This window comes from Dyadobacter sp. NIV53, assembly GCF_019711195.1.
In the GTDB taxonomy this organism is placed as follows: domain Bacteria; phylum Bacteroidota; class Bacteroidia; order Cytophagales; family Spirosomataceae; genus Dyadobacter.
Genome location: NZ_CP081299.1, coordinates 4622501 through 4644752, shown reverse-complemented (window position 1 = coordinate 4644752; position 22252 = coordinate 4622501). Strand labels below are relative to the sequence as shown.

Annotated in this window: 24 protein-coding genes, 2 rRNA genes and 1 pseudogene (1 of these 27 only partly in view); 22 read left to right on the top strand and 5 right to left on the bottom strand. The window is 39.3% G+C overall.

What is annotated here, in order from left to right; genetic code table 11:
• Positions 1–206 precede the first annotated feature (206 nt).
• From KZC02_RS19120 to cysM, 13 genes and pseudogenes are all read left to right on the top strand, one after another.
• Positions 207–1438: pseudogene (locus KZC02_RS19120) on the top strand (sulfite oxidase).
• A gap of 336 nt (positions 1439–1774) precedes the next feature.
• Positions 1775–2176: a hypothetical protein gene (locus KZC02_RS19115; RefSeq protein WP_221390155.1), complete on the top strand. Its 402-nt coding sequence runs from the start codon at positions 1775–1777 to the stop codon at positions 2174–2176.
• Positions 2177–2251: 75 nt separating this feature from the next.
• On the top strand, positions 2252–2818 hold the full coding sequence (locus KZC02_RS31980) for a thermonuclease family protein (protein WP_229253678.1): 567 nt from the start codon (positions 2252–2254) through the stop codon (positions 2816–2818).
• A gap of 207 nt (positions 2819–3025) precedes the next feature.
• Positions 3026–3682, top strand: coding sequence for a hypothetical protein (locus tag KZC02_RS19105; protein WP_221390154.1), 657 nt, complete (start codon positions 3026–3028; stop codon positions 3680–3682).
• A gap of 94 nt (positions 3683–3776) precedes the next feature.
• Complete coding sequence (locus tag KZC02_RS19100) at positions 3777–4910, top strand: hypothetical protein (protein ID WP_229253677.1); 1134 nt, start codon at positions 3777–3779, stop codon at positions 4908–4910.
• Positions 4911–5005: 95 nt separating this feature from the next.
• On the top strand, positions 5006–6400 hold the full coding sequence (locus KZC02_RS19095) for a hypothetical protein (RefSeq protein WP_221390153.1): 1395 nt from the start codon (positions 5006–5008) through the stop codon (positions 6398–6400).
• A gap of 45 nt (positions 6401–6445) precedes the next feature.
• Entirely contained in the window at positions 6446–6721 is a 276-nt protein-coding gene (locus KZC02_RS31975; protein ID WP_229253676.1) for a hypothetical protein, read from the top strand.
• Positions 6681–6959, top strand: coding sequence for a GNAT family N-acetyltransferase (locus KZC02_RS31970; RefSeq protein ID WP_229253675.1), 279 nt, complete (start codon positions 6681–6683; stop codon positions 6957–6959). The genes KZC02_RS31975 and KZC02_RS31970 overlap by 41 nt, the downstream gene beginning before the upstream one ends.
• A gap of 138 nt (positions 6960–7097) precedes the next feature.
• A complete protein-coding gene (locus KZC02_RS19085; protein WP_221390152.1) occupies positions 7098–8816 on the top strand; it encodes an AMP-binding protein in 1719 nt (572 codons plus the stop codon).
• Positions 8817–8987: 171 nt separating this feature from the next.
• Entirely contained in the window at positions 8988–9728 is a 741-nt protein-coding gene (locus KZC02_RS19080; protein ID WP_221390151.1) for an alpha/beta fold hydrolase, read from the top strand.
• A gap of 74 nt (positions 9729–9802) precedes the next feature.
• Positions 9803–10531 carry a S9 family peptidase gene (locus KZC02_RS31965; RefSeq protein WP_229253674.1) on the top strand — a complete coding sequence of 243 codons (729 nt, stop codon included), beginning with the start codon at positions 9803–9805 and terminating at the stop codon, positions 10529–10531.
• Positions 10528–11007, top strand: coding sequence for a hypothetical protein (locus KZC02_RS31960; protein WP_229253673.1), 480 nt, complete (start codon positions 10528–10530; stop codon positions 11005–11007). The genes KZC02_RS31965 and KZC02_RS31960 overlap by 4 nt, the downstream gene beginning before the upstream one ends.
• A gap of 215 nt (positions 11008–11222) precedes the next feature.
• Positions 11223–12095, top strand: coding sequence for a cysteine synthase CysM (cysM, locus tag KZC02_RS19070; RefSeq protein WP_221390150.1), 873 nt, complete (start codon positions 11223–11225; stop codon positions 12093–12095).
• A 75-nt stretch (positions 12096–12170) separates the two neighbouring features.
• Here the strand turns inward: cysM and KZC02_RS19065 are convergent, their stop codons facing one another.
• Positions 12171–12590 (bottom strand): cytochrome B, encoded by a 420-nt coding sequence (locus KZC02_RS19065; RefSeq protein ID WP_221390149.1) that lies wholly within the window; start codon positions 12588–12590, stop codon positions 12171–12173.
• Between the two features lie 167 nt (positions 12591–12757).
• Here KZC02_RS19065 and KZC02_RS19060 point away from each other — a divergent pair, with 167 nt between their 5' ends.
• The 3 genes from KZC02_RS19060 to KZC02_RS19050 all read left to right on the top strand — a co-directional run bounded on the left by KZC02_RS19060 (position 12758) and on the right by KZC02_RS19050 (position 14179).
• The gene (locus KZC02_RS19060; RefSeq protein ID WP_221390148.1) at positions 12758–13060 is read left to right on the top strand and encodes a DUF4286 family protein; all 303 of its coding nucleotides are present in this window, start codon (positions 12758–12760) and stop codon (positions 13058–13060) included.
• Positions 13061–13290: 230 nt separating this feature from the next.
• The gene (gene hpf, locus KZC02_RS19055) at positions 13291–13668 is read left to right on the top strand and encodes a ribosome hibernation-promoting factor, HPF/YfiA family (protein ID WP_221390147.1); all 378 of its coding nucleotides are present in this window, start codon (positions 13291–13293) and stop codon (positions 13666–13668) included.
• A gap of 97 nt (positions 13669–13765) precedes the next feature.
• Positions 13766–14179 carry a MaoC family dehydratase gene (locus tag KZC02_RS19050; protein ID WP_221390146.1) on the top strand — a complete coding sequence of 138 codons (414 nt, stop codon included), beginning with the start codon at positions 13766–13768 and terminating at the stop codon, positions 14177–14179.
• Between the two features lie 56 nt (positions 14180–14235).
• On the opposite strand, the gene KZC02_RS19045 is transcribed toward KZC02_RS19050, so the two are convergent.
• Together KZC02_RS19045 and KZC02_RS19040 are read right to left on the bottom strand one after the other, a co-directional pair.
• Positions 14236–14418: a histone H1 gene (locus KZC02_RS19045; RefSeq protein WP_221390145.1), complete on the bottom strand. Its 183-nt coding sequence runs from the start codon at positions 14416–14418 to the stop codon at positions 14236–14238.
• A 255-nt stretch (positions 14419–14673) separates the two neighbouring features.
• Complete coding sequence (locus tag KZC02_RS19040) at positions 14674–15945, bottom strand: pyridoxal phosphate-dependent aminotransferase family protein (RefSeq protein ID WP_221390144.1); 1272 nt, start codon at positions 15943–15945, stop codon at positions 14674–14676.
• 188 nt (positions 15946–16133) lie between these two features.
• On the opposite strand from KZC02_RS19040, the gene KZC02_RS19035 reads away from it, so the two are divergent.
• The 6 genes from KZC02_RS19035 (at position 16134) to KZC02_RS19010 (ending at position 21550) form a co-directional block, all read left to right on the top strand.
• A complete protein-coding gene (locus KZC02_RS19035) occupies positions 16134–17639 on the top strand; it encodes an acetyl/propionyl/methylcrotonyl-CoA carboxylase subunit alpha (RefSeq protein ID WP_221390143.1) in 1506 nt (501 codons plus the stop codon).
• A gap of 263 nt (positions 17640–17902) precedes the next feature.
• Positions 17903–18952: a tRNA preQ1(34) S-adenosylmethionine ribosyltransferase-isomerase QueA gene (gene queA, locus KZC02_RS19030; RefSeq protein ID WP_221390142.1), complete on the top strand. Its 1050-nt coding sequence runs from the start codon at positions 17903–17905 to the stop codon at positions 18950–18952.
• Between the two features lie 106 nt (positions 18953–19058).
• Complete coding sequence (locus KZC02_RS19025) at positions 19059–19724, top strand: 2-C-methyl-D-erythritol 4-phosphate cytidylyltransferase (RefSeq protein ID WP_221390141.1); 666 nt, start codon at positions 19059–19061, stop codon at positions 19722–19724.
• A gap of 133 nt (positions 19725–19857) precedes the next feature.
• Positions 19858–19995: a 30S ribosomal protein THX gene (locus tag KZC02_RS19020; RefSeq protein ID WP_221390140.1), complete on the top strand. Its 138-nt coding sequence runs from the start codon at positions 19858–19860 to the stop codon at positions 19993–19995.
• 266 nt (positions 19996–20261) lie between these two features.
• Positions 20262–21059, top strand: coding sequence for an O-methyltransferase (locus KZC02_RS19015; protein ID WP_221390139.1), 798 nt, complete (start codon positions 20262–20264; stop codon positions 21057–21059).
• Between the two features lie 290 nt (positions 21060–21349).
• Positions 21350–21550, top strand: coding sequence for a hypothetical protein (locus KZC02_RS19010; RefSeq protein ID WP_221390138.1), 201 nt, complete (start codon positions 21350–21352; stop codon positions 21548–21550).
• 194 nt (positions 21551–21744) lie between these two features.
• Here KZC02_RS19010 and rrf read toward each other — a convergent pair.
• A 5S ribosomal RNA gene (gene rrf / locus KZC02_RS19005) occupies positions 21745–21856 on the bottom strand.
• A 395-nt stretch (positions 21857–22251) separates the two neighbouring features.
• Position 22252: ribosomal RNA gene (locus KZC02_RS19000) — 23S ribosomal RNA — on the bottom strand; it runs 2822 nt beyond the window's last position.

Here is a 22252-nt window from a genome sequence, read left to right as displayed (position 1 = left end):
TTGAACCTATTGCACACACAGAATTTGGTGACGATATAGTTCTTATCAGTTTAATAGATATAAAGTAAAAAGAAAGGTTATCCGGTTGGGTAACCTTTCTTTTTGGTTTCGTACGACAATTTATTGTATCCATATTCAAACCATTTAAATACGGCATAACTAAACGGAACATTGTATTTTTGCATAAACACCTGAATCCTGCATGTATGAAACTGGCTTTTGACAGACGAGGCTTTTTAAAAAAACGAGCATGGCAGCTATTGTTGCAGCCCTGGGAAGTGAAATTGTATTTGCCGACAAACTTCCGAAAAGATACATTCCCATTGCTTTAGATGAGAAAGATGCTTTAAAAGGAAAAGATATTAATATGATCGTTCAGGGGGACAAACCCTGGAATGTAGAATCGCCGCTATATTTACTGGACGACCGTATTACGCCTGTCGACAAAATGTTTATCAGAAATAACGGCCTGATTCCCGAAAAAGCAGATATCAGCACCTGGACCCTGACCATTGATGGCGAGTCTGCAAAATCTGCAAAAACTTATACGCTGCAAGACCTGAAGAAACGCTTCAAACAATATACTTATCAGCTTGTACTGGAATGTGGTGGAAACGGGCGTTCCGGTTTTCAGCCGCAGACTTCCGGTAATCAGTGGGGACAGGGTGCAGTTCATTGCGCCGAATGGACCGGTGTCCGGTTGAAGGATATACTAAATGATGTAGGTGTAAAAAGTGATGCTGTATATATAGGATACCATGGAAAGGATATGCACCTGAGCCGTGATCCTAAAAAAGAAGCCATTTCAAGAGGCGTACCTATTGCCAAAGCTATGGAAGACGAAACATTGATTGCATGGCAGCTGAATGGAAAAGATATTCCTGAATTCCATGGCTATCCATTGCGGTTGGTAATTGGAGGCTGGCCGGCTTCTGTATCCGGAAAGTGGTTAAGTTCAATCTCAATCCGTAACAAGGTTCACGACGGCGCCAAAATGGAGGGGCATAGTTATAAAATGCCAAAAAACCCGGTTTCGCCAGGGCAGGACGTTCCACAAACTGATGAATATTTTAAGATCATCGAGTCGATGCCGGTGAAGTCTATTATCACTTTTCCAAAATCAGGAGCCATTATCCCGGCAGGAGCAGAACTTCCTTTAAGGGGACATGCATGGGCAGGTGACAGAGCAATAAAAACCGTAGATGTTTCTATTGATTTTGGCTCTACCTGGCAGAATTGCAAACTGGAAGCACCTGTAAACCGGTTGGCATGGCAACATTGGAATACTAAAATAAAGTTACCTCTGAAAGGCTATTATGAAGTTTGGGTACGCGCAACGGACGACAAATCCGTATCACAGCCAATGGTGATTCCTGCCTGGAACCCGGGAGGCTATTTGAATAACGCCTGCGAACGGATTGCTTTGAAAGTGGAATAAAAAAAGGTTAAAAGGTTAAAAGGTTAATGGTAGAAGGGGAAAATTGAGGAAGGGGAGAATGGAACGCTAGCCTGAAAGGCTCCTATACCTCAACCCAGGGTATATCCCTGGGAACTCTATAGGAGAATGGAAAGCTAGCCTGAAAGGCTCTAATACCTCAACCCAGGGTATATACCTGGGAACATAATAGGAGAATGGAACGCTAGCCTGAAAGGCTCTTATACCTCAACCCAGGGTATATCCCTGGGAACTCAATAGGATAATGGAACGCTAGCCTGAAAGGCTCTTATACCTCAACCCAGGGTATATATCCCTGGGAACATAAAAAATTACATGATGAAAAATTTAATTGCGGGACTTATCGGATTTGTTATTCTGGCAAGTTCTTTTACCGGAAAAAGATCAGATAATAACATTGCTGTAAAGACTTCTGTGTCATTCACAGATACATTAAAAAAAGACGCTGAAACGGGAATGATCGTTGATAAAGATCTTTATATGGTTAAGGCACAATGCACGAGCTGCCATTCTTCAAAGCTGATTATCCAGAACAGATTTACCAGAGATGGCTGGAAACAAAAGATTCGTTGGATGCAGGCAAACCATAATCTGTGGGATTTGGGAGAAACTGAAAAGCAGGTATTGGATTATCTTGAAAAATATTACGCACCTACTGCTACACTAGCCCGCCGACAGCCTTTGAAAGACATCAAATGGTACAAATTAGAATTAAAGTAATTTCAATCCGATAAAATATAGCCGCCGGATCAGAAATTTTTACCTTTACATTTCAAACGTTATGAATTAATACGCGTGCAAAGCCTAAAAAATACAACTTCCCGATTAACAAGAAATTACCTTTCTTTACTCATTTTAGTTTTCTGTTTAACTTCCTTTCAGCAGGTTAAAAGGCCATCACAGGACAAAGCGAAAATTAAAATTCCTGCCAGTGATATTTTACCCAATCCGCTAAGAGCAGAAGTAATCGGAATTCAGGATGGGGATACGATTGAAATGAAATTTATTTTCACAGGAAAAAAAGCAGGTTTCAGGATGGGTAAACCGTTAAGAATCCGCTTTTTACATGTAAATAGCCCGGAGCGTGGCAAGCCTTTTTACAAGATTGCCAAACAATTTACTTCTGATAAATGCTTCAGGAAAATAGTAACTATAAAACATGCGGGTAACTTTGACAGATATGGCCGGTTATTAGGTGAAGTCATACTTCCGGATGGAAAAGTGCTTAACAAGGAACTGGTTAAAAATGGACTCGCCGTTCATTTCAAAAAATATTCCAGCAGTGTAGAATATTCTAATCTGGAAATTCAGGCACAGAAAAAAAGATTGGAATCTGGAGCTTTTAAAGGAATCTTGAATTAAGAATGAAGAGTTTTGAACAAATGTGTAATGGGAACCCGGATACTGTAATATTGTTTACCCGTTACAGTCTCTTCGGGACATTTCATGAATAGATCTATTTAAAACCTTTACAGCAATGTGTTACATTGGATCTGTTGGTGAAACTGCATTGAAGGGCCTGAAATAAAAATTTACTTTCTGTTATAAATACCTTTTTCCATATTTCAAATGAGTTCAGCAGCGCTTTTTCAGATCCTTTTTCAGAATGACACTTTATTTCAGTTACATGAAACCAAAGCCGAAAGTGAAATTGTGCATGAAAAAGAAGTAATTTCTGAGGAAAATATTAAATCCTCTGTAACCGCTGTTCCCGCCATAATTGCTCCGGTTGAAACTGTGGTTCCTGAAAAACCGGTTATTATTGCTATTGACAACCCTGTCGAAATTCCACTTTCTCCCAAACTTGAAATAATAAAAACAGATGTACCGTCGATCGGGAATTTTCCTGTTTTGCAGCATAAAATTTTAATCCTGATTGATGAACCGAAACAAAAAGAAATGATCATTTCGGAAGCGCTTTTTCTAGATAATATTTTAAAAGCCGTTAAATCTTCTATCGATAGTGCTGATATTATCAATTTCAGTTTTTTACCAAAATCGGATGCACGAAATGTACTTGCAGAAAAACGGACTAATTACTTCATAACGTTTGGTGTACCACTTGCCAAACTTCACCTGGACCTTTTGATGATTCCGTATACCCCCAAAATGGTTGAAGGAATATGGTTTCTTTTAACAGATCCTCTGGTAGTAATTGAAGCGGAACGAGACCTGAAAAAGAAACTCTGGCAGGCATTACAAAAAATGTTTGAAACGTCTAATTAAGAGCGGTTTACCCAATTTTAATAACCGGCTATCACAATAATGTAGGTTAATATTCAGTTTTCATGGATAATCGCAGGCTAATCCATGAAAAAATATGGCCAAATTCACTGAATACATTTCCGGTTTATTCCGGGCATCAAAATCTGACGAAGATCAGTATTATGACGAAGAACCCGAAACTGAACGGGAAACCAATAAAAATCCTGCCGATCTTTCAGGGCAAAATTTGCTTCCGCTTAACGACATCCAGGTAAATACAAAGGACAACCTGTTATCTGAAACGAAATCTTCTTCATTGACAAAATCAGAAGTAAGCATTCCCTATTGGCTTTCCGACGAAGATACTTTGCGCGATGAGGGCGTCCTGTTTGGGTTATCAGAGTCTGAGCCGACTGAGAAAACAGATATCATCCAAAAATATTTCTCCCAGCTTGCCGCAGAACCTGTTAGCTATATTGAACAGCATAATGAACGCATCCAGGAATTAAATCTTTTTATTGGCAAAAAAACTGACCGGATTGAAGAATTGAAAATTCGGCTAAACGAGCACGAAGCTGCCAAAACAGATTCAGACCATCATTTGCCACGGACACTGATTGGACTGAGTCTTTGCATTGCCATGTGTATCGGAAACTTTTTTCTGATACGGCAGTCTTTAAGGCCTGCTTTTGCAGAAAGTTCCTGGATTGCTCTGGGAATTTTCCTGGCAGGAATGTTTAGCCTGTTTGGGCGTATTTCCATGTTCCATAATGTGGAAACTAAAGTTACGTGGCGGCCGCTTTTGGAAGAAACCGGATTGCCTTTTGCTGCCGCATTATTCGTTTTTGCCAATGCCCTGCCATACCAAAGCTGGTTACAGGCAAGTGCATTATTTGTATTTGTACTGTTCCTCTTCCTTTTTGCCGGAAAACTATTCCTTAGCAACATTACCGTTTTACGTACCGATCTGCAATCCTGGCTTGGTGTGATGAGAGATCAAAAACGGTATACAGATGATTCTGCCAGCTGGGAAGAAGAAATACTTGTTTTGCAGGAAGAAGTAGATGAATTACGTGTAAAAAAATGGCAGGTTGTAAGAGAGCAAAGCGCAGCTGAAACAGAACGTGACCGTTTGTTTGCAAAAAGGGATATGCTTATCAAACTATTTGAAAGCGAATTTTTCCTGGCACGCCGTATGAAAAACCAGTTGACCGGAAAGCAATTGAGTTATATTCAAAAGGGAGAATAAGAAAGCTTTCGGCTAGGTCCGTCGTACGAATAGTTTTCGTATTCAATCATTTCAATTAATCATCATACCGGGAAACCGGACAAAAATATAACAACATGGATGAGCAGAATTTAAACCAGAATGGTGATTACCAGCATGGATATAGTAGCGGTATTGAAGGATTAGAACGTCAGGGATATGAAGGTTATCTGGCCAGCCAGGTCAGCCATGACTGGATTACAGATAATCTGAATCAGAAAAAAGAACAACTTGCAGTTGTAAAGAACAAATATCAGGACACGCTTCGCCAACAAAAAATATCCTACGATAAGCTGCAACAGGAAGTAACAGGACTAAACAGCAGTTCCAAACAGGTTCAGGATATGGAATCGTCTATTGCCGGCATTGATTCCCATACCGGGCTGTTGAGAGAAAAGCGCTGCGATAAGGCACCGGTATATTCATTGATTGCAGGATTGATATTTCTGGCAGCTGGAATTTCATTTGTGGCGGGCGACTTAATTATTTCGCACGAAATTGTAGCTTACGCACTCAATATCAGGAATCCCAATGAAGCCTGGGCATTTGCGATTGGCCTTGCTATGCTATCAATCTTATTAAAACCAGCTTACGACCGGCTGATCGAAGAGCCTTATCACAAAGAAGATTCGCACAAGGCAAAGTCAAGATATGCAACGTTCAAACTGGTTTTGTCCATTTTCACGGTTGTGACTTTAATTGTTCTGGGCTGGTTCAGATATGAAGCTTACAGAACAGACAAGTTAAAAGAAGCTATTAATAAATCGGTAAAATATTTGCAGTTAAATGCTGTCGATCCCTTAACTGGTAATCCCGTCAACAGTCCGGAACTTGCCAACAAGATTGAACAGGCATTAAGAAATACAGATCAGCTGAATCTGGATCTGGTCAACAGTCCGTGGGCTTTGCTCTCTTTTGTATTAAGCGGCGTCTTATTTGCCATTGCAGGAGCAGTTTCACTGGGTATGGCATTACCCGTTTTACAAGGATTCTGGTATCGCTGGCTACAGATAGACCCCAAATTATGGCAGTTGCGGAGACGTCGTAAAAAAATCGTTAAACAAATGGAGCCTGTGCAAATTGCTTTATCCAATCATTTGATACAAAGGAATATCCTGGAAAATGAGTTGTCAGTATTGCCATCGTGGGAAGAATTAAAAAAGGAAGAAAAAGATATTACTGCTGAAATCGCTAAACTTGAAGAAGAGCGTAAACAGGCATTAACCGACAGCCGTACGCATTCATTTGGTGACGGTTACGCACATGGGCAGGTTACGCGCGAGGTTATGAATGAAGAGGAATACGATTACTGGCGTAACAGCCATCTGACTGTTTCCAACCTGGCACTACGCGCCAAGGCTAACGCAACTACTGACCGGGCAGTTACACGTACCCAAAGTACCGGTATGCGTCCGTACCAGGCTATACGGAAAGTGATCACAGATCGTTTTGATGAAAACAACTCACAATGATTTTACTTAAATTGGGGGTTCTGATCTTTTTTAAGATATTATTCTATGATTATTACCCCCAATTTAAGAATTGTACCCTGTGACGATACGCTGTTTGACGCGATACGGATGGGCAATAATACGCTGGCCCGTGTGATGGGTGTGAATGTCCCTAAAAAATGGACCGAATTCAGGGACACTTTTACTCCCTCCTACGACCGGTGGAAAGCGCATCCTCCGCTTCGTGAATGGTGGGTATACCTGACTATTCATATTCCTGATAACCAACTTATTGGATCCTGTGGTTACAAGGGCGAACCGGATTCTACAAGGAACAGTTGAAATTGGTTATGAAATAGCACCTTCCCACAGAATGAAGGGACTGGGAACCGAAACCGCTATGGGACTGGTACAGCATGCTTTTTCCAGAAGTGGCGTACATAAAGTGATTGCCCATACATTACCTGAGGAAAATGCTTCCTGCCAGATTTTACAAAAAGTTGGTTTTGCACAAACTGCGGATATCAATGATTCCGACGAAGGCTTACTATGGCTCTGGGAAATGAAAAAAACAAATTAAAGCTGTTTCATGATTACTATGCCGTTTTATATTAAAATCATACTTTCATAAATTAATAGCACTGATTTTATAAATTTTTGTCTTAATTTATTGTTTGATAATATATGAATCAATAAACGTTGCCTGACTGAATAATTTATGATGTCCATATCAAAAGATACATATCCCTGGTTAAAACATTATCCCGATGGAGTACCGTATGAAATAAATCCGGATGCATATACTTCGTTGCTGGATTTGATGGAGACTGGTTTTAAAAATAATGCGGATCAGCCCGCGTATACTAATCTTGGGAAACAAATCACTTATAAAGAACTTGATCTGTTGTCCCGGAATTTTGCTTCATACCTGGAAAGTATAGGCCTGAAACAAGGCGACCGTATTGCAATTCAGATGCCAAATATTCTGCAATACCCTATTGCCATGTTCGGTGCGCTCAGGGCGGGACTAACAATTGTTAATACCAATCCGCTGTACACAAGCAGGGAAATGCAGCACCAGTTTGATGATTCCGGTGCAAAGGCGATTGTTATTGTGGCCAATTTTGCGGCAAATCTGGAAAAGATTATTGCTAATACTGGTATTGAGCACGTAATTATCACCGAGATAGGTGACATGCTCGGATTTCCTAAAAAGCAGATTGTCAATGCGGTGCTGAAATACGTGAAGAAAATGATTCCTGATTATCATTTACCTCAGGCTGTCTCTTTCAACGATGCATTAAAGACCGGCGCACAGATCTCGTACAAAAGGCCTCATGTTTCAGGTATTGATATAGCTTTTATTCAGTATACCGGTGGTACCACAGGAGTTGCTAAAGGGGCTATGCTTACACACCGTAACCTGATCGCAAACGTGGAGGGGATTAATGAATGGCTCATGTCCAAAATGAAGCATTCTAATCATACGGGGCAAATAAATATGGTGGCTCCGTTACCTCTATATCACGTTTTTGCGATGACAGTCAACGCATTATGTGGGATAAAATGGGGAGCTTTAAATGTCCTTATCACGAACCCAAGAGATATGCCGGCTTTTGTAAAAGAGCTTAAAAAATATAAAATTCATATTTTCCCGGGATTAAATACGCTTTTTAACGGCCTGTTAAACAATGTCAGTTTTAAAGACGTAGATTTCAGTGAATTGATGATTTCAATTGCCGGAGGAATGGCGTTGCAAAAAGTGGTGGCCAAGCGCTGGGAAGAGGTAACTGGCTGTGTTTTGATTGAAGGCTATGGCCTTTCTGAAACTTCGCCCGTATTGTCAGTAAGCCCATTGGATGGAAATCACAGACTGGGTACAATAGGATTGCCATTTCCAAGTACGGAGATGCGCATCCTGCGTGACGATAATACCTGGGCTGATATTGGAGAAAGAGGAGAAATCTGTGCAAAAGGCCCGCAGATTATGCTTGGATATTACAACCGCCCGGATGAAACTATAAAGGTTATTTTTGAAGACGAAAACGGCCGTTGGTTCCGGACAGGCGATATTGGTATAGAAGACGAAGATGGATTTTTTAAAATCGTTGACAGGAAAAAGGACATGATCCTTGTTTCCGGTTTTAATGTATATCCCAATGAGATAGAAGATGTAATAGCGCAATGTCCGGGCGTGCTGGAAGTAGCATGTGTTGGTATCCCGAGTGAGAAAACAGGAGAACTCGTTAAAGTATTTATTGTCAAAAAAGATCCGGATCTAACCGAAGACACCGTAAAAGCTTTTTGCAAAGAAAATCTGACAGCATACAAGTGCCCGAAACAAATAGAATTCCGGATAGAATTACCTAAAACGAATGTGGGTAAAATCCTGAGAAGGGCTTTGCGGGAGGAAGAAATGGCAAAGGACGTGAAGTGAAAATAGCAGTTAATTATTCTTTATAAATATTACCTGGGCAGTCTCTGTTCAGGTATTTTTTATTGAACCGGATTCTGCTGATTCCGAAATCATTTCCTTTGAAAAGTGTAATTAGAGTAAGCTTTATGTATATTTAAACAAACAAGTACTAAACCTTGACAGTAAATTGTTATGAATCTACACCGGAAAACTTTAGTATTATTGCATGGCCATGGCGTGGACGACACGATCTGGGATTATCTTGATGCTGCTCTCAACGACGCTTTTACCATTGTAAGGCCCAATATTTCACTCTTCACATTCTGTCAGTCGGTAGAAGATTATGCCGGAGAATTACATCGTTTTTTAACCAATGCCACTATTCAGAAATGCACATTGATCGGTCACTCAATGGGCGGCTATATTGCACTTGCGTTTGCTGAAAAATATCCTGAAATGCTTGAAGGTTTTGGACTGTTTCACTCAACTGCTTTTGCTGACGATGAAGCTAAAAAGCATCAGCGCAACCAAACCATTGATCTTCTCAAAAACCATGGTACTGAGGCTTTTGTAAAACATACTGCCCCGAATCTGTTTGGAGACAGGTTTAAGGAAATATATCCTGAAAAGATCAATGCCCACATTCAACGCTATGGTAAATTACCTGCCCAGGCATTGATAGCCGGCATTATTGCCATGCGTGACAGGACAGACCGGACAGCTGTACTGGCGTCTATGCCATTTCCGGTATTATTTATTATTGGTATGCAGGACAAACTTATACCTTTTGAAAGCTGTATTGAATTGTCAGGTTATCCTAAACAAAGTTATCCGTTTATTCTTGCTGAAGCCGGACACCTGGGTATGGTAGAACGTCCGGATGCAACGGCAAGAATGATAAACTGGTATTTGGAGAAAATTTCTTCAATATAATTTTTTTTATTGATCTAAAATAAGTCAGTATTCGTTAACTCAAACAGAATACTGACTTATTCAATATTAACGCTATGAAAAAATTTACTCCTTCTTTTTACTTTCAAAAAATCTATATTCTTGTTTTTGGGTGCTTTTTGTTCCTGACAGCCTGCGACAGCAATAACACGCCTGATCCGATTGTAGAAAATCAGTATCTGGAAGATGACAGCCTTATCAGGGAAATACCAAAGGAAACAATCTTGCAAAGTGCTACTGCCCTGAGCCCACTCTTACCTGGATTTGTAAAAAATGGGGTAAAAGCATACAGAATTACATATAAAACAAAAAATACAGATGGTAATGAAATTATAGCTTCCGGAGCTATTATTCTACCTGTTACAGACCAGTCTGTGTCTATGATTAGCGTGCAGCATGGTACTATTACTAACGATGAGTCCGCTCCATCGCATTTTAATCCTGGCTCAGAAGGTGCCTCTTTTGGTTCATTATTTGGTTCGCTTGGTTATATTATCGCCTATCCCGACTACATTGGATATGGTGCTTCAAAGGGGTATCCACATCCCTACGAGCATAGAGCGTCACTTGCTTCGGCTTCACTGGATATGCTCCGAGCAGCAAAAGAGTTCCTGAAAGGACATGCAGAAGTAAAATGGGATGAGAAATTATACATTGCGGGTTATTCAGAAGGCGGGTATGCAACCATGTCATTGCAAAAAAAATTGAAGAAGAAGCTTCATCGGAATTTAACCTTCGAGCTTCGAGCTGTGGAGCTGGTGCATATGACAAAACTGCCTTCATGAATTACATTATTAACAATAAAACTTCCGGAGTAGCCAGCTATAACAAAAGTTATCTGTGGGTGTTGTTAACTTACGATCGATTATATAATCTGAATAAACCTGCTTCTTATTATTTCAAAGAACCCGAAGCAACTCAAATCGCTAAACTGGGAATAGATTATCCTATTGCTGATAGTTTTAATACAATCCTGAATGATTCGTTCAAGAAATTATTGAATGATGGAGCTGATACAGGTTTTATCAATGCGATTGCAGATAACAATGTCTATAACTGGAAACCTAAAACCCCTACACGGCTGTTTCATGGAGATGCCGATCCATTGGTTTTTTACTTCAATTCTGTCAATGCTGTAACTGCCATGAAAAAACTTAGTGCAGCTGATGTTGAACTGATTACTATTTCAGGCGGCACACATTCCACTTCAATAGATGATTATCTTTTGGGAACACTAACTTTTTTTACTGCCACAAAATAATTATCAATTACATTTGCTCTCCATTAGATTGATAGAGTAAATATGATTTTAGAAATATCCATTACAAATAAATTTTCAATTTCTCATCTGAAGACCAAAGCTAACAATGATATGCGATGTTGTTGAGGAATCATTGCGCATCATTTTAAGTTTAAATGTTACGACTTTTTAAAAGTTAATTTTAAGAATAATATCACGTATTTATAATTCTCCAGATGTCCTCACTTCTCGACTTGGTTGGCAACACTCCACTTGTTGAATTAAACCGGATTAATCCGAATCCTCAGGTAAAAATATATGGTAAACTGGAAGGCAATAACCCTGGCGGCAGTGTAAAAGACCGGGCTGCTTACAGCATGATTAAGGGTGCATTGGATCGTGGAGAAATAAAATCCGGAACAAAGCTCATAGAAGCCACAAGTGGAAATACCGGGATTGCATTGGCTATGATCGCAAGTTTGTTCGAGGTAGAAATTGAATTGATCATGCCACAGAATTCTACCCGTGAACGTGTATTGACTATGGAAGCTTTCGGCGCAAAAGTTACATTGACAGAAACAATGGAAGGTGCCCGGGATTATGCAGAAAAGCTGGCAGCTGATAACGGATACTTTATGCTGAACCAGTTTGCAAATCCTGATAACTGGAAAGCACATTATAAGACGACCGGATCTGAAATCTGGAAAGATACCAATCAAAAGATCACACATTTTGTATCGTCTATGGGTACTACCGGTACCATTATGGGTGTCTCACGTTATCTGAAAGAACAAAATGAAAATGTGCAGATCATCGGATGTCAGCCGACAGACGGATCAAGTATTCCGGGTATACGGAAATGGCCTGAAGAATATTTGCCAAAAATATTTGATAGAAACAGAGTCGACCGGGTTATGGAAGTCACTCAGGAGAATGCCGTTGCAATGACACGCAGATTAGCCAAAGAAGAGGCAGTATTTGCTGGTATGAGTAGCGGAGGCGCTGCGTGGGCAGCCATTGAGCTCGCAAAAGAACTGACCTCAGGAGTAATTGTATTTATAGTTTGTGACCGCGGAGACAGATACCTTTCCAGTGAGTTATTTGGGTAAGTTTTCGGCAATCGGCTTTCGGCTTTCGGCTATCAAAGTTAGTCCAAAAGCCGAAAGCTGATTGCCGGCGGCTCCTTAAAACCATCCCGATCCGAGATTCCTGAAAGGCCATGGAATCGCTACCATAATAATGATTAAAGCCATGGCATAAAAATAAAGAACGGTTCTATGCTTATTGGCACCTTCCAGTTTTTTAGATCTGATTCTGCCAACTGTGATCAATGCAATCGCTATCAGCATCGTAAATCCGTGTTCGATGGTAAAGAAACGGTAAAATTTATCGCTGATAAAATCAAAATTGACTTTTGGGCTCATAAAAAACAGGATCAGTCCAATCAAAAGCTGGGTATGAGTGGCAATGAAAGCAAATAAATAAATTTTGCTGTCTCCCTGCTTTGCACTTTGCCAATTGGAATATGCGACGATAATAGCTGCAATCAATAATGCAAGTACAACGTAACGCAAGCCCGAATGAGCATGTATAAGAATATTCATAAATATAAGAACAGATTATGGTGATTAATGGTAATAACAAAGGTAACCACCAAACTACCTTCTCCCAAATAATGTAACAGCCGAAGTTGAACAATGTATTAAAGAAGTAGTAAACATTTATGTGCCATATTTGCAATAAAATATAAATTACAAAATCCCGATAACCAATGATTATCTATAACATTACAGTAAATATTAGTTATCCATCTGAAAAAGAATGGCTTACTTATATGAAAACAATTCACATACCTGAGATCCTGGCTACCAATCTGCCAGTTGAAGTTAAACTGCTGAGGTTACTGACCGAGATAGAAAATGAAGGCTCTACCTACACATCTCAATTTAAATTCAGGACAATGGAAGATTTTCTTGCTTATCAAACACACCATCAGGAAGAATTGCAGGAAAAACATCATCAAAAATTTAATGGTCAGTATGTCTCTTTTCGGACACTTTTAGAAGAAGCCTGATTAGGGACTAGTTAGATATTATTATTAAAATAAATTCGAATAAACCTCTCAATTTGCTTGACATTAAGGTATTAATTTTCTTTATTTAAAATACCGTTCATCATGGCAATTGCAGGAAAATCCTGTGTTTTGCACTTATTCAAGAGTGGTAATCAAAACCGCCGTACTATCAGGTATGAATTTTGTGATGAATGGTTTGAAGTTATGTTTTACCTTAAACCTAAGTGCTTATGAGACTGCAGATGCAAGCAATTCACTTTGATGCGGATCCAAAATTGTTATCATTCATCCAACAAAAACTGGATAAACTGGATACATTTTACGATCAGATTACAAGTGGTGAGGTGTTCTTAAAATTAGATAAAAGTGATAACGCCAAATTACACACCAAACTTCTCGAAGTTAAACTTTATGTACCGGGAGGAACGATGTTTGTAAAAGAACAAGGAACAACATTTGAAGAGGCAACTGATTTAGCAGTAGATACGTTGAAAATGCAGGTGAAAAAATTCAAGGACAAGCGTAATAACTCAAGAGCTCCTAAACTTATTGATGAAGTAGAAGAAACCGTAGAATTTGCGGTTATTGCAGAGGAAACCGAAGAATAAAATCCATATATTTTTCATTAAAAAAGGAAGTTACCACAAAAGGTAGCTTCCTTTTTTTAGTATTTTGCAAAAGAATAATTTATAATAAAATGATCTTATGAATATTGAGCCTGTTGTAAATGCCAGTTTTGACCATTTTTTTCGTTTCACCCAGGATGAAGTGATACGCTTTGCAGAATTAACCGGAGATAATAATCCACTTCACTTGGATGCGGCTTATGCTGCGACTACAAATTTTAAACGCCCGATTATTCACGGAATACTGGGAGCAACGGTTTTTACGAAAGTTTTAGGAACCCAGTTTCCAGGCTTTGGTTCAGTTTATCTAAAACAAACCCTGGAATTTCTCCGGCCTATGTATGTGGAAACAGACTATAAAGCCGTTTTTACGATCAAGTCGATCCAGGAAGAAAAACATATAGCTGAAATATCAACAGAAATCGTAGATATTACTACCAAAAAAGTAGTTACGAGAGGAATCGCAACAATGATCAATGACAAAATATTCTAAAAAAAGCCCGATTCTAACGAATCGGGCTCCCAAATGTCTGTGTGTTTAAAATACTATTACTTTTCAGCAGCATTTTTCTTATCCTGAACTTCTGAGCGGATTTCTTGAGCCAACGTTTTAAGATCCTGCATGCCTTTGCGTACACGAGTACCCGCAGCTTGGTTTTCTTTGTTGTAGAACTTATCAAAGTCTCCTTCAAGGGAAAGGATCAGATCCTTTACTTCATCAAATCTTGCCATGGTCTTTATTTATTTTTAGTTTAAAAATGCCCAAAACACGCTAAAAACGCATGTTTCCCCGAAATTTAGTAATTAAAAGCATTATCACAACCCAAAAAACAAAAAAAAACACTTCTATAATACAATTTAAATTCCACAAAACATCTAAACAACTGATAATCAGAAACTTAATTAATTAATTAATTTCATCAAAATTATCAAAAAAAGAGGCATTTAATGAAAAATGCCTCCTGCAATCTAAAAATGCATATTTCTCTATTCTACAACCTCCTGTACATCTTCAATCTGATACACCCGGTTTTTTAATTTGTCAGCCAGAGTTGTAAATGCATCAAGTGTATATTCAACATCTTCCAGCGTATGAGAAGCAGTTGGAATAATACGAAGCATGATTTGTCCTTTGGGAACAACCGGGTAAACTACTATTGAACAGAAGACACCCATATTTTCACGAAGGTCACGCACCATTCTGGTCACTTCCGGAACTCCACCTTCACTATGCAGGAAAACAGGCGTAACGGGTGATTCCGTTGATCCGATGTTGAATCCGCGGTTGCGTAAGCCATTTTGCATGGCTGCGACATTTTCCCAAAGCTTGGTCCTTAATTCAGGGGTTGCCTTAATTATTTCCAAACGCTTACGTCCCGCTTCTACAAAAGGCATTGGAAGTGCTTTTGCGTAAGTCTGGGAACGCATGTTATATTTCAAATACATAATTATTTCAGGATTGTCCGAAGCAATGAATGCACCAATAGCCGCCATAGATTTAGCGAAAGTCGAGAAATACAGATCGATGTCTTTTTGTACACCCAACAATTCTCCAACACCCGCGCCGGTTTCACCCATTGTCCCGAAACCGTGTGCATCATCTACAAGCAAGCGGAAATCATATTTTTTCTTTAGTTCAACAATTGCCTTAAGATCTCCAACCTTTCCCGACATCCCGAATACGCCCTCAGTAATAACCAGAACACCACCACCCTTTTCGTTGGCTACTTTTGTGGCACGTTTCAGGTTTTTTTCCAGGCTTTCCATATCATTATGGTTAAACTTGTAATATTCACCAAGTTTAGCCTTATGCAAACGGATTCCATCTATTATACATGCATGAGATTCCGCATCGTAAACGATCACATCGCGGTAATCACAAATACACTCGATTGCTGACATAATTCCCTGATATCCGTAGTTTAAAAGAAATGCATCTTTTTTCCCTACAAACTCAGCTAATTCTTTTTCAAATTCTTCATGCTGGACAGAGTTCCCCGACATCATTCTTGCACCCATAGGATAAGCAAGACCCCACTTTGCTGCTGCATCTGCATCTGCTTTTCTAACCTCCGGATGGTTTGCAAGGCCAAGGTAATTATTAAGACTCCAGTTCAAAACTTCACGACCCATAAAACGCATACGGGGACCAAGCTCTCCTTCCAGCATTGGAAATGAAAAATAATGATGGCTGTTCAGCATTTTGGCAGGAGTCCCGATAGGTCCTGAGTTGTTTTGCAATTTCTCAAAAATATCCACTCGCTTCTGATTTATTGTAGGTAACCAATGATTACGTTGTTAGATAAATACAAAAATAAAAAAAATAACCTTACCTTAATAATGACTTATCTTCCAAGCATTTTGTAAGTTAGTAAAATAATAAAAATACTGCAGTTAAAAATCAGCTATTATTCTACACCTTACCACCAGTATCCTATTAGATATTCATGCCTCCGATAAAAAAAATACTTGTTGCTAACCGTGGAGAAATTGCCCTGAGAATTATGCGTACAGCCCGGGAAATGGGTATATTAACTGTTGCTATTTTTAGTGAAGCCGACAGAATGTCCCCACATGTAAGATATGCGGATGAGGCAGTTTGTGTTGGCCCGGCCTCATCTTCTGAATCATATCTGAGGGGAGATAAAATAATAAATATATGTAAAGAATTAAATGCAGATGCCATTCATCCTGGTTACGGCTTCCTCTCAGAAAATGCTGACTTTGCGAAGAAAGTCAAAGAAGCAGGCTTAATTTTTATTGGCCCGTCGGATACTTCCATTGCCATAATGGGAAACAAACTGACTGCCAAACAGGCTGCGGGTAAATATAACATTCCAATGGTTCCAGGGACTTCGTCGGCCATAACAGACAGACTGGAAGCTAAGACCATTGCTGCGTCTATCGGATATCCGATATTAATAAAAGCAAGTGCAGGTGGTGGCGGTAAAGGTATGCGAATAGTAAATCGGGATACCGAATTTGACGAGCAGATGGATCGCGCAGTCAGTGAGGCAATCTCTTCGTTTGGAGACGGATCAGTTTTCATTGAAAAATATATCACTTCCCCGAAACATATTGAAATACAGGTATTGGGAGATCATTATGGCAATATCATCCATTTATTTGAACGTGAATGTTCTATCCAGCGGCGCCATCAAAAAGTAATTGAAGAGGCCCCTTCGATATCCGTTACTCCTGAAATCCGCGAAGCAATGGGAAAATGCGCTATTGATGTTGCGCGCTCATGTGATTATTACGGAGCAGGAACCGTAGAATTTATCATGGACGAGTCCCGTAACTTTTATTTTCTGGAAATGAATACCAGATTGCAGGTAGAACATCCGGTAACCGAGCAGATTACTGGCGTTGACCTGGTAAAACAAATGATTTTAATTGCGGAAGGCAATCCATTATCTATTAGCCAGGATAACCTTATCATAAAAGGACACGCCATAGAGGCCAGGGTATATGCTGAAGATGCAGCCAACGACTTCCTGCCCGATGTAGGAACTCTCCAGACATACAACAGGCCACAGGGAAATGGCGTAAGAGTAGATGATGGATTTGAACAAGGTATGGACATTCCCATCTATTATGATCCCATGATTGCCAAACTGATCACTTATGGTGAAAATCGTGATGAAGCGATTAATAAAATGGTACGGGCAATTGACGAATATCAAATTTCGGGAGTAGAAACTACACTTCCTTTTTGTCGATTTGTAATGCAGCATAAAGCATTTGTAAGTGGGGAATTTGATACGAATTTTGTTAACAAGTATTTCTCGGCCGAGAATTTAAAAAGAGAACAAAAACCAAGTTCTGAAATGCTGGCTGCACTAATAACTGCTCATTTAGCCACATCATTAAAGCCTGTTGAAACACCAATAAACGATTCTGTATCAGCGAATATATCAAAATGGAGAACACGGCGGTTCAACAATAACTAAAAATGGTATTTTCCTAGGATTCTCTCATAAAATTTACTACTTTTGCGGTCTTAATTTTTTGGAAATTCCAATAATTCTGGCTTGTATAAATGATACAAAAATTAGTATCCCTATGTTCTTATTTTTGATTTAAAATATGAAAAATAAAACATCCACCACTAAGTTTTGATATTAGAGATTACTAAAAAAATACGAATAATAACTGTTTCAATTTGACCCACCCAAGGTCTGAACGACTATCGAATTTCACTGAATAACCAGCTATGAAGCTATCCGAATTTAAATTTGACTTACCCCAAAGCCTTATTGCACTTCATCCTACAGACCGCGGCGAATCACGCTTAATGGTTGTACATCGTAAAACAGGAGAAATAGAACACAAAATGTTTGCCGATCTTATCAATTACTTTGATGATGGTGACACAATGGCTATTAATGATACGAAGGTATTTCCTGCCCGTCTTTATGGTCAAAAGGAAAAAACAGGAGCTAAAATTGAAGTATTTCTTTTGCGCGAACTTAACCGGGAAATGCGTTTATGGGACGTTTTGGTTGATCCTGCCCGTAAAATCCGTGTCGGTAATAAATTATATTTTGGAGATAGTGACCTTGTAGCAGAAGTTATTGATAATACTACTTCACGCGGACGTACTATTCGTTTTCTATATGATGGAAATAACGACGAATTTATGAAACTGGTGGATGAATTGGGTGAAACTCCGCTTCCTCCTGAAATCATTTCCCGTCGTAAAGTTGAAAGTGCTGACCGTGAGCGGTTCCAGACTATTTTCGCTGAACATATCGGAGCTGTGGCAGCACCTACGGCAGGATTGCATTTTACAAAAGCAATGATGAAACGCCTGGAAATAAAAGGTGTGAATTTTGCTCCGGTTACTTTACATGTTGGCTTAGGAACTTTTCGTACTGTGGATGTTGAGGATTTAACAAAACACAAAACTGATTCAGAAAATTACAGGATAACGCAGGCAAGTGCAGACATTGTTAATACTTCGATAGATTCTAAAAAACGTGTTTGCGCTGTTGGAACTACTTCTTTAAAAGCTATTGAATCATCTGTTTCGGCAAGTGGTCATTTAAAAGCGGTTGAAGGATGGACTGATAAATTTGTTTTCCCTCCTTACGAATTTAAAATTGCGAATGCAATGTTGTCTAACTTCCAATTGCCGGAATCAATTCTATTGATGTCGGCCTGCGCATTTGGAGGTTTTGACCTTGTTATGAAAGCATATGAACTTGCCATAAAAGAGAAATACAAATTTTTTACTTATGGAGATGCTATGCTGATTATCTAATAATCAGCAGTCACTGAAATACTATAGGTCATTTACGGTCAGATTGTTTTGCAGCAATTCATATCGTAAATGACTTTTTTATTATAAATTCTTTAAGGAAGATATTATGCAGGAATACGTTATAATTGTAGCAGGCGGTACAGGAAGTCGCATGAAAAGCGATATTCCAAAACAATTCATAGCGTTGAATGGCCTACCCATTTTGATGCATACAATAAAAGCGTTCAGAAATTATTCGGATAAGCTTTCCATCATATTGGTTTTGCCAGAAAATCAGTTTGAATACTGGCAACTGTTATGCAAACAGTATTCTTTCCATGAATCTTTATTACTTATTGCTGGCGGGAATACCCGATTTGATTCTGTTAAAAATGGGCTTAATAGTATAAATGCTGATATTGGCCTTGTAGCGGTTCATGATGGAGTTCGGCCAATAATTAGTAAACAAATTATTTCTGAAAGCTTTCAGCATGCATCAGAATTCGGATCTGCTATAGTTAGCGTCCCAATGAAAGATTCCATCCGGAAAATTAATAAAGATGGAGATAATATCTCAGAAGACAGAACTGCATTTCGTTTAATTCAGACTCCCCAGACCTTTCGTCTTGACTGGATGCAAAAAGCGTTTACTGCTTCATATCAGGCAAATTTTACCGATTGTGCCAGTGTGCTAGAATCAGCAGGTTATACAATTCAGCTGATTGAAGGTGCTTATGAAAATATCAAGATTACCACACCCGAAGATTTAAGATGGGCTGAAATTTATCTGTAATTTCAAATTAGTGCTTGTTTATAGATAATTTGACAGAAAATTTTCAAATTAATACTTATCTGTGCTTTCCATTTTTATTTCCATATTTTATTTTTGCAGTCTGACATTTTCTTAACTTTAAAACTCAATTGTTATGGGAAAAGGAGATAAAAAAACAAGAAGAGGAAAAATCTGGCGGGGTACCTTTGGCGTATTAAGGCGTCCTTCCGAAAACCAAAATAAACCTGTTTCCGGGGTTGAAACTTCACCTACTAATACCAAACAGTCCTAGTCATATAAATATTTATTGGTTTATTTCAAATATCCCACAATAAGAATTTTGAAATAAACCAATAAAATCACTTCGATTAATTCCTTTCCAATTATTATACGTTTCTGCTATTTCATAATTGCAGAAACAAATATCAAATTACGATAAATCCGTAATTTCAAACAAAATCTATAGATTGTATTAATATTTATAGGTATATACTTACCTTATAGTTCGAAACTAACTAAGGTATTCAAAGAATTTCACTAAAAACTTATATTCGCACTATGAAAAAATTGGTAAACGATGCTCGGTTGTATCTTGGTGTAGCCCGGAGAATTGGTTATACAATGACCCTAGGAATGTTTAATAGCGACCGAAGAAATTCACTCTTGTCTCTTTACCAAGTCTATAGACATCAACAAAATCCAGAAGATATTATACCTGTTGATCCGTTTATTATTCCAAAAACAGATGTGTTCGAATTACTGGGCAATGATCACGCAACATGTGAAGGAGTATATGAATGTGGATTTGGTCACACGACGGAATTCGAATTAAAAGTGATTAGCAATCTGGTCAAAAAATTAAATCCGAAAACAATTTTTGAAATCGGCACTTTTCAGGGACGAACTACATTAAACATGGCTCTTAATACAGAGCCTGATGCAAAGATTATTACGCTGGACCTGCCAAGCAGTGATCTTGATTCAACCCAGATGAAAATTGAAGAAGGAGAAATCAGATATGTAAAAAAAGAATCATCAGGAGAGCGGTTTGTTGGGCATCCGATGGCCTATAAAATCAATCAGGTTTATGGTGATTCAGCTACTTTTTCATTCGCGGAATATGAAAATTCAGTGGATCTGGCGTTCATTGATGGATCACATGCGTATGAATACGTCCTGAATGACAGTCGAAAGATACTTTCCATAATGCGCACGGGTGGTTTAATTATTTGGCATGACTATACAAATTGGCAAGGTGTTTGGTCCGCACTTAACGAATTATATCAGACTGATTACCAGTTTAAAAACATCAGACACATAGGTGGAACAAGCATTGCAATACTTGAAGTGGTATAAAAGCTACGGCAAATAATCAGAAGCAGAAAGTTTATTAATGACATGAATATATCTATTGAGATTCCTTGATCTCTTTTGAGATATTAAATAATTACAGGTAAAATATAGGACTGTCTTCGCAAGGGATGGTTCTTTATTTTATAACAACACTTGGATAAAAAAATGGCGATTACGGTATCGCCCCGGTTTGGGCATCAAGCGCAGCCCGGCCCTGCTTAAGCGCATCGGGAAACTACATAAACACCCTCCTTTTGGGATTTACCTGAAATAGTATTATGAGACTGGACAGCGTGTTCGGCCGACGCGTTCCGGCACCAGGCGTGCCCCGTTGCTTTACCAGCCAGGAACCGCTGATGATACCGGCTTGTGCAGTGTGTGAAGTGGTAAACAACAAAGAACAACTCAAAAGGATGGCTTGTGTATGTAATGGTATTGTGGCGTCTAGCCTGCGCGGCGCGCCTGTTTTACCAGGTTTGATCGGGGATGCCTAATCCAAGCCTGCGTGGCGCGGTATCATCGGCGGTTGCGGGCTTAGGCAGCCCCGCTTAGGCAGCCCCGCTTAGGCAGCCCCGCTTAGGCAGCCCCGCTTGACTTCTCTGTTGGGTCGGAGTTGCGCTCAACACGGGGCGCGGCCTTAAGCACGCAAAAAAGACCATCCTTTAGAGATGGTCTTCGTTTAATGGTATTGTGGCGGCTACCTACTTTACCAGGTTTGACCCAAGTATCATCGGCGGTTCCGGGCTTAACTTCTCTGTTCGGGATGGGAAGAGGTGAACACCGGGCCAATAGCCACCAACAAGATTTTCTGTTGGTTTATGTGTGACATTGGATTGGGAAGATGTGAAGCGAATCGTCGCACCGTCCGGGCCAATAGCCACCAACAAGATTTTCTGTTGGTTTATGTGTGACATTGGATTGGGAAGATGTGAAGCGAATCGTCGCACCGTCCGGGCCAATAGCCACCAACAAGATTTTCTGTTGGTTTAATTTGTGACATTGGATTGGGAAGATGTGAAGCGAATCGTCGCACCGTCCGGGCCAATAGCCACCAACAAGATCTTTGAGTGGAGTTCAGAGTTTAGTAGTTCAAAGTTTAGAGTATTTTTAACTCATGAACTTATAAACTTTTGGCTCATAAACTTCCTTTTCATGTCATATTGGAAGCAGAAGAGAACAAGAATAAAAAGATGTTA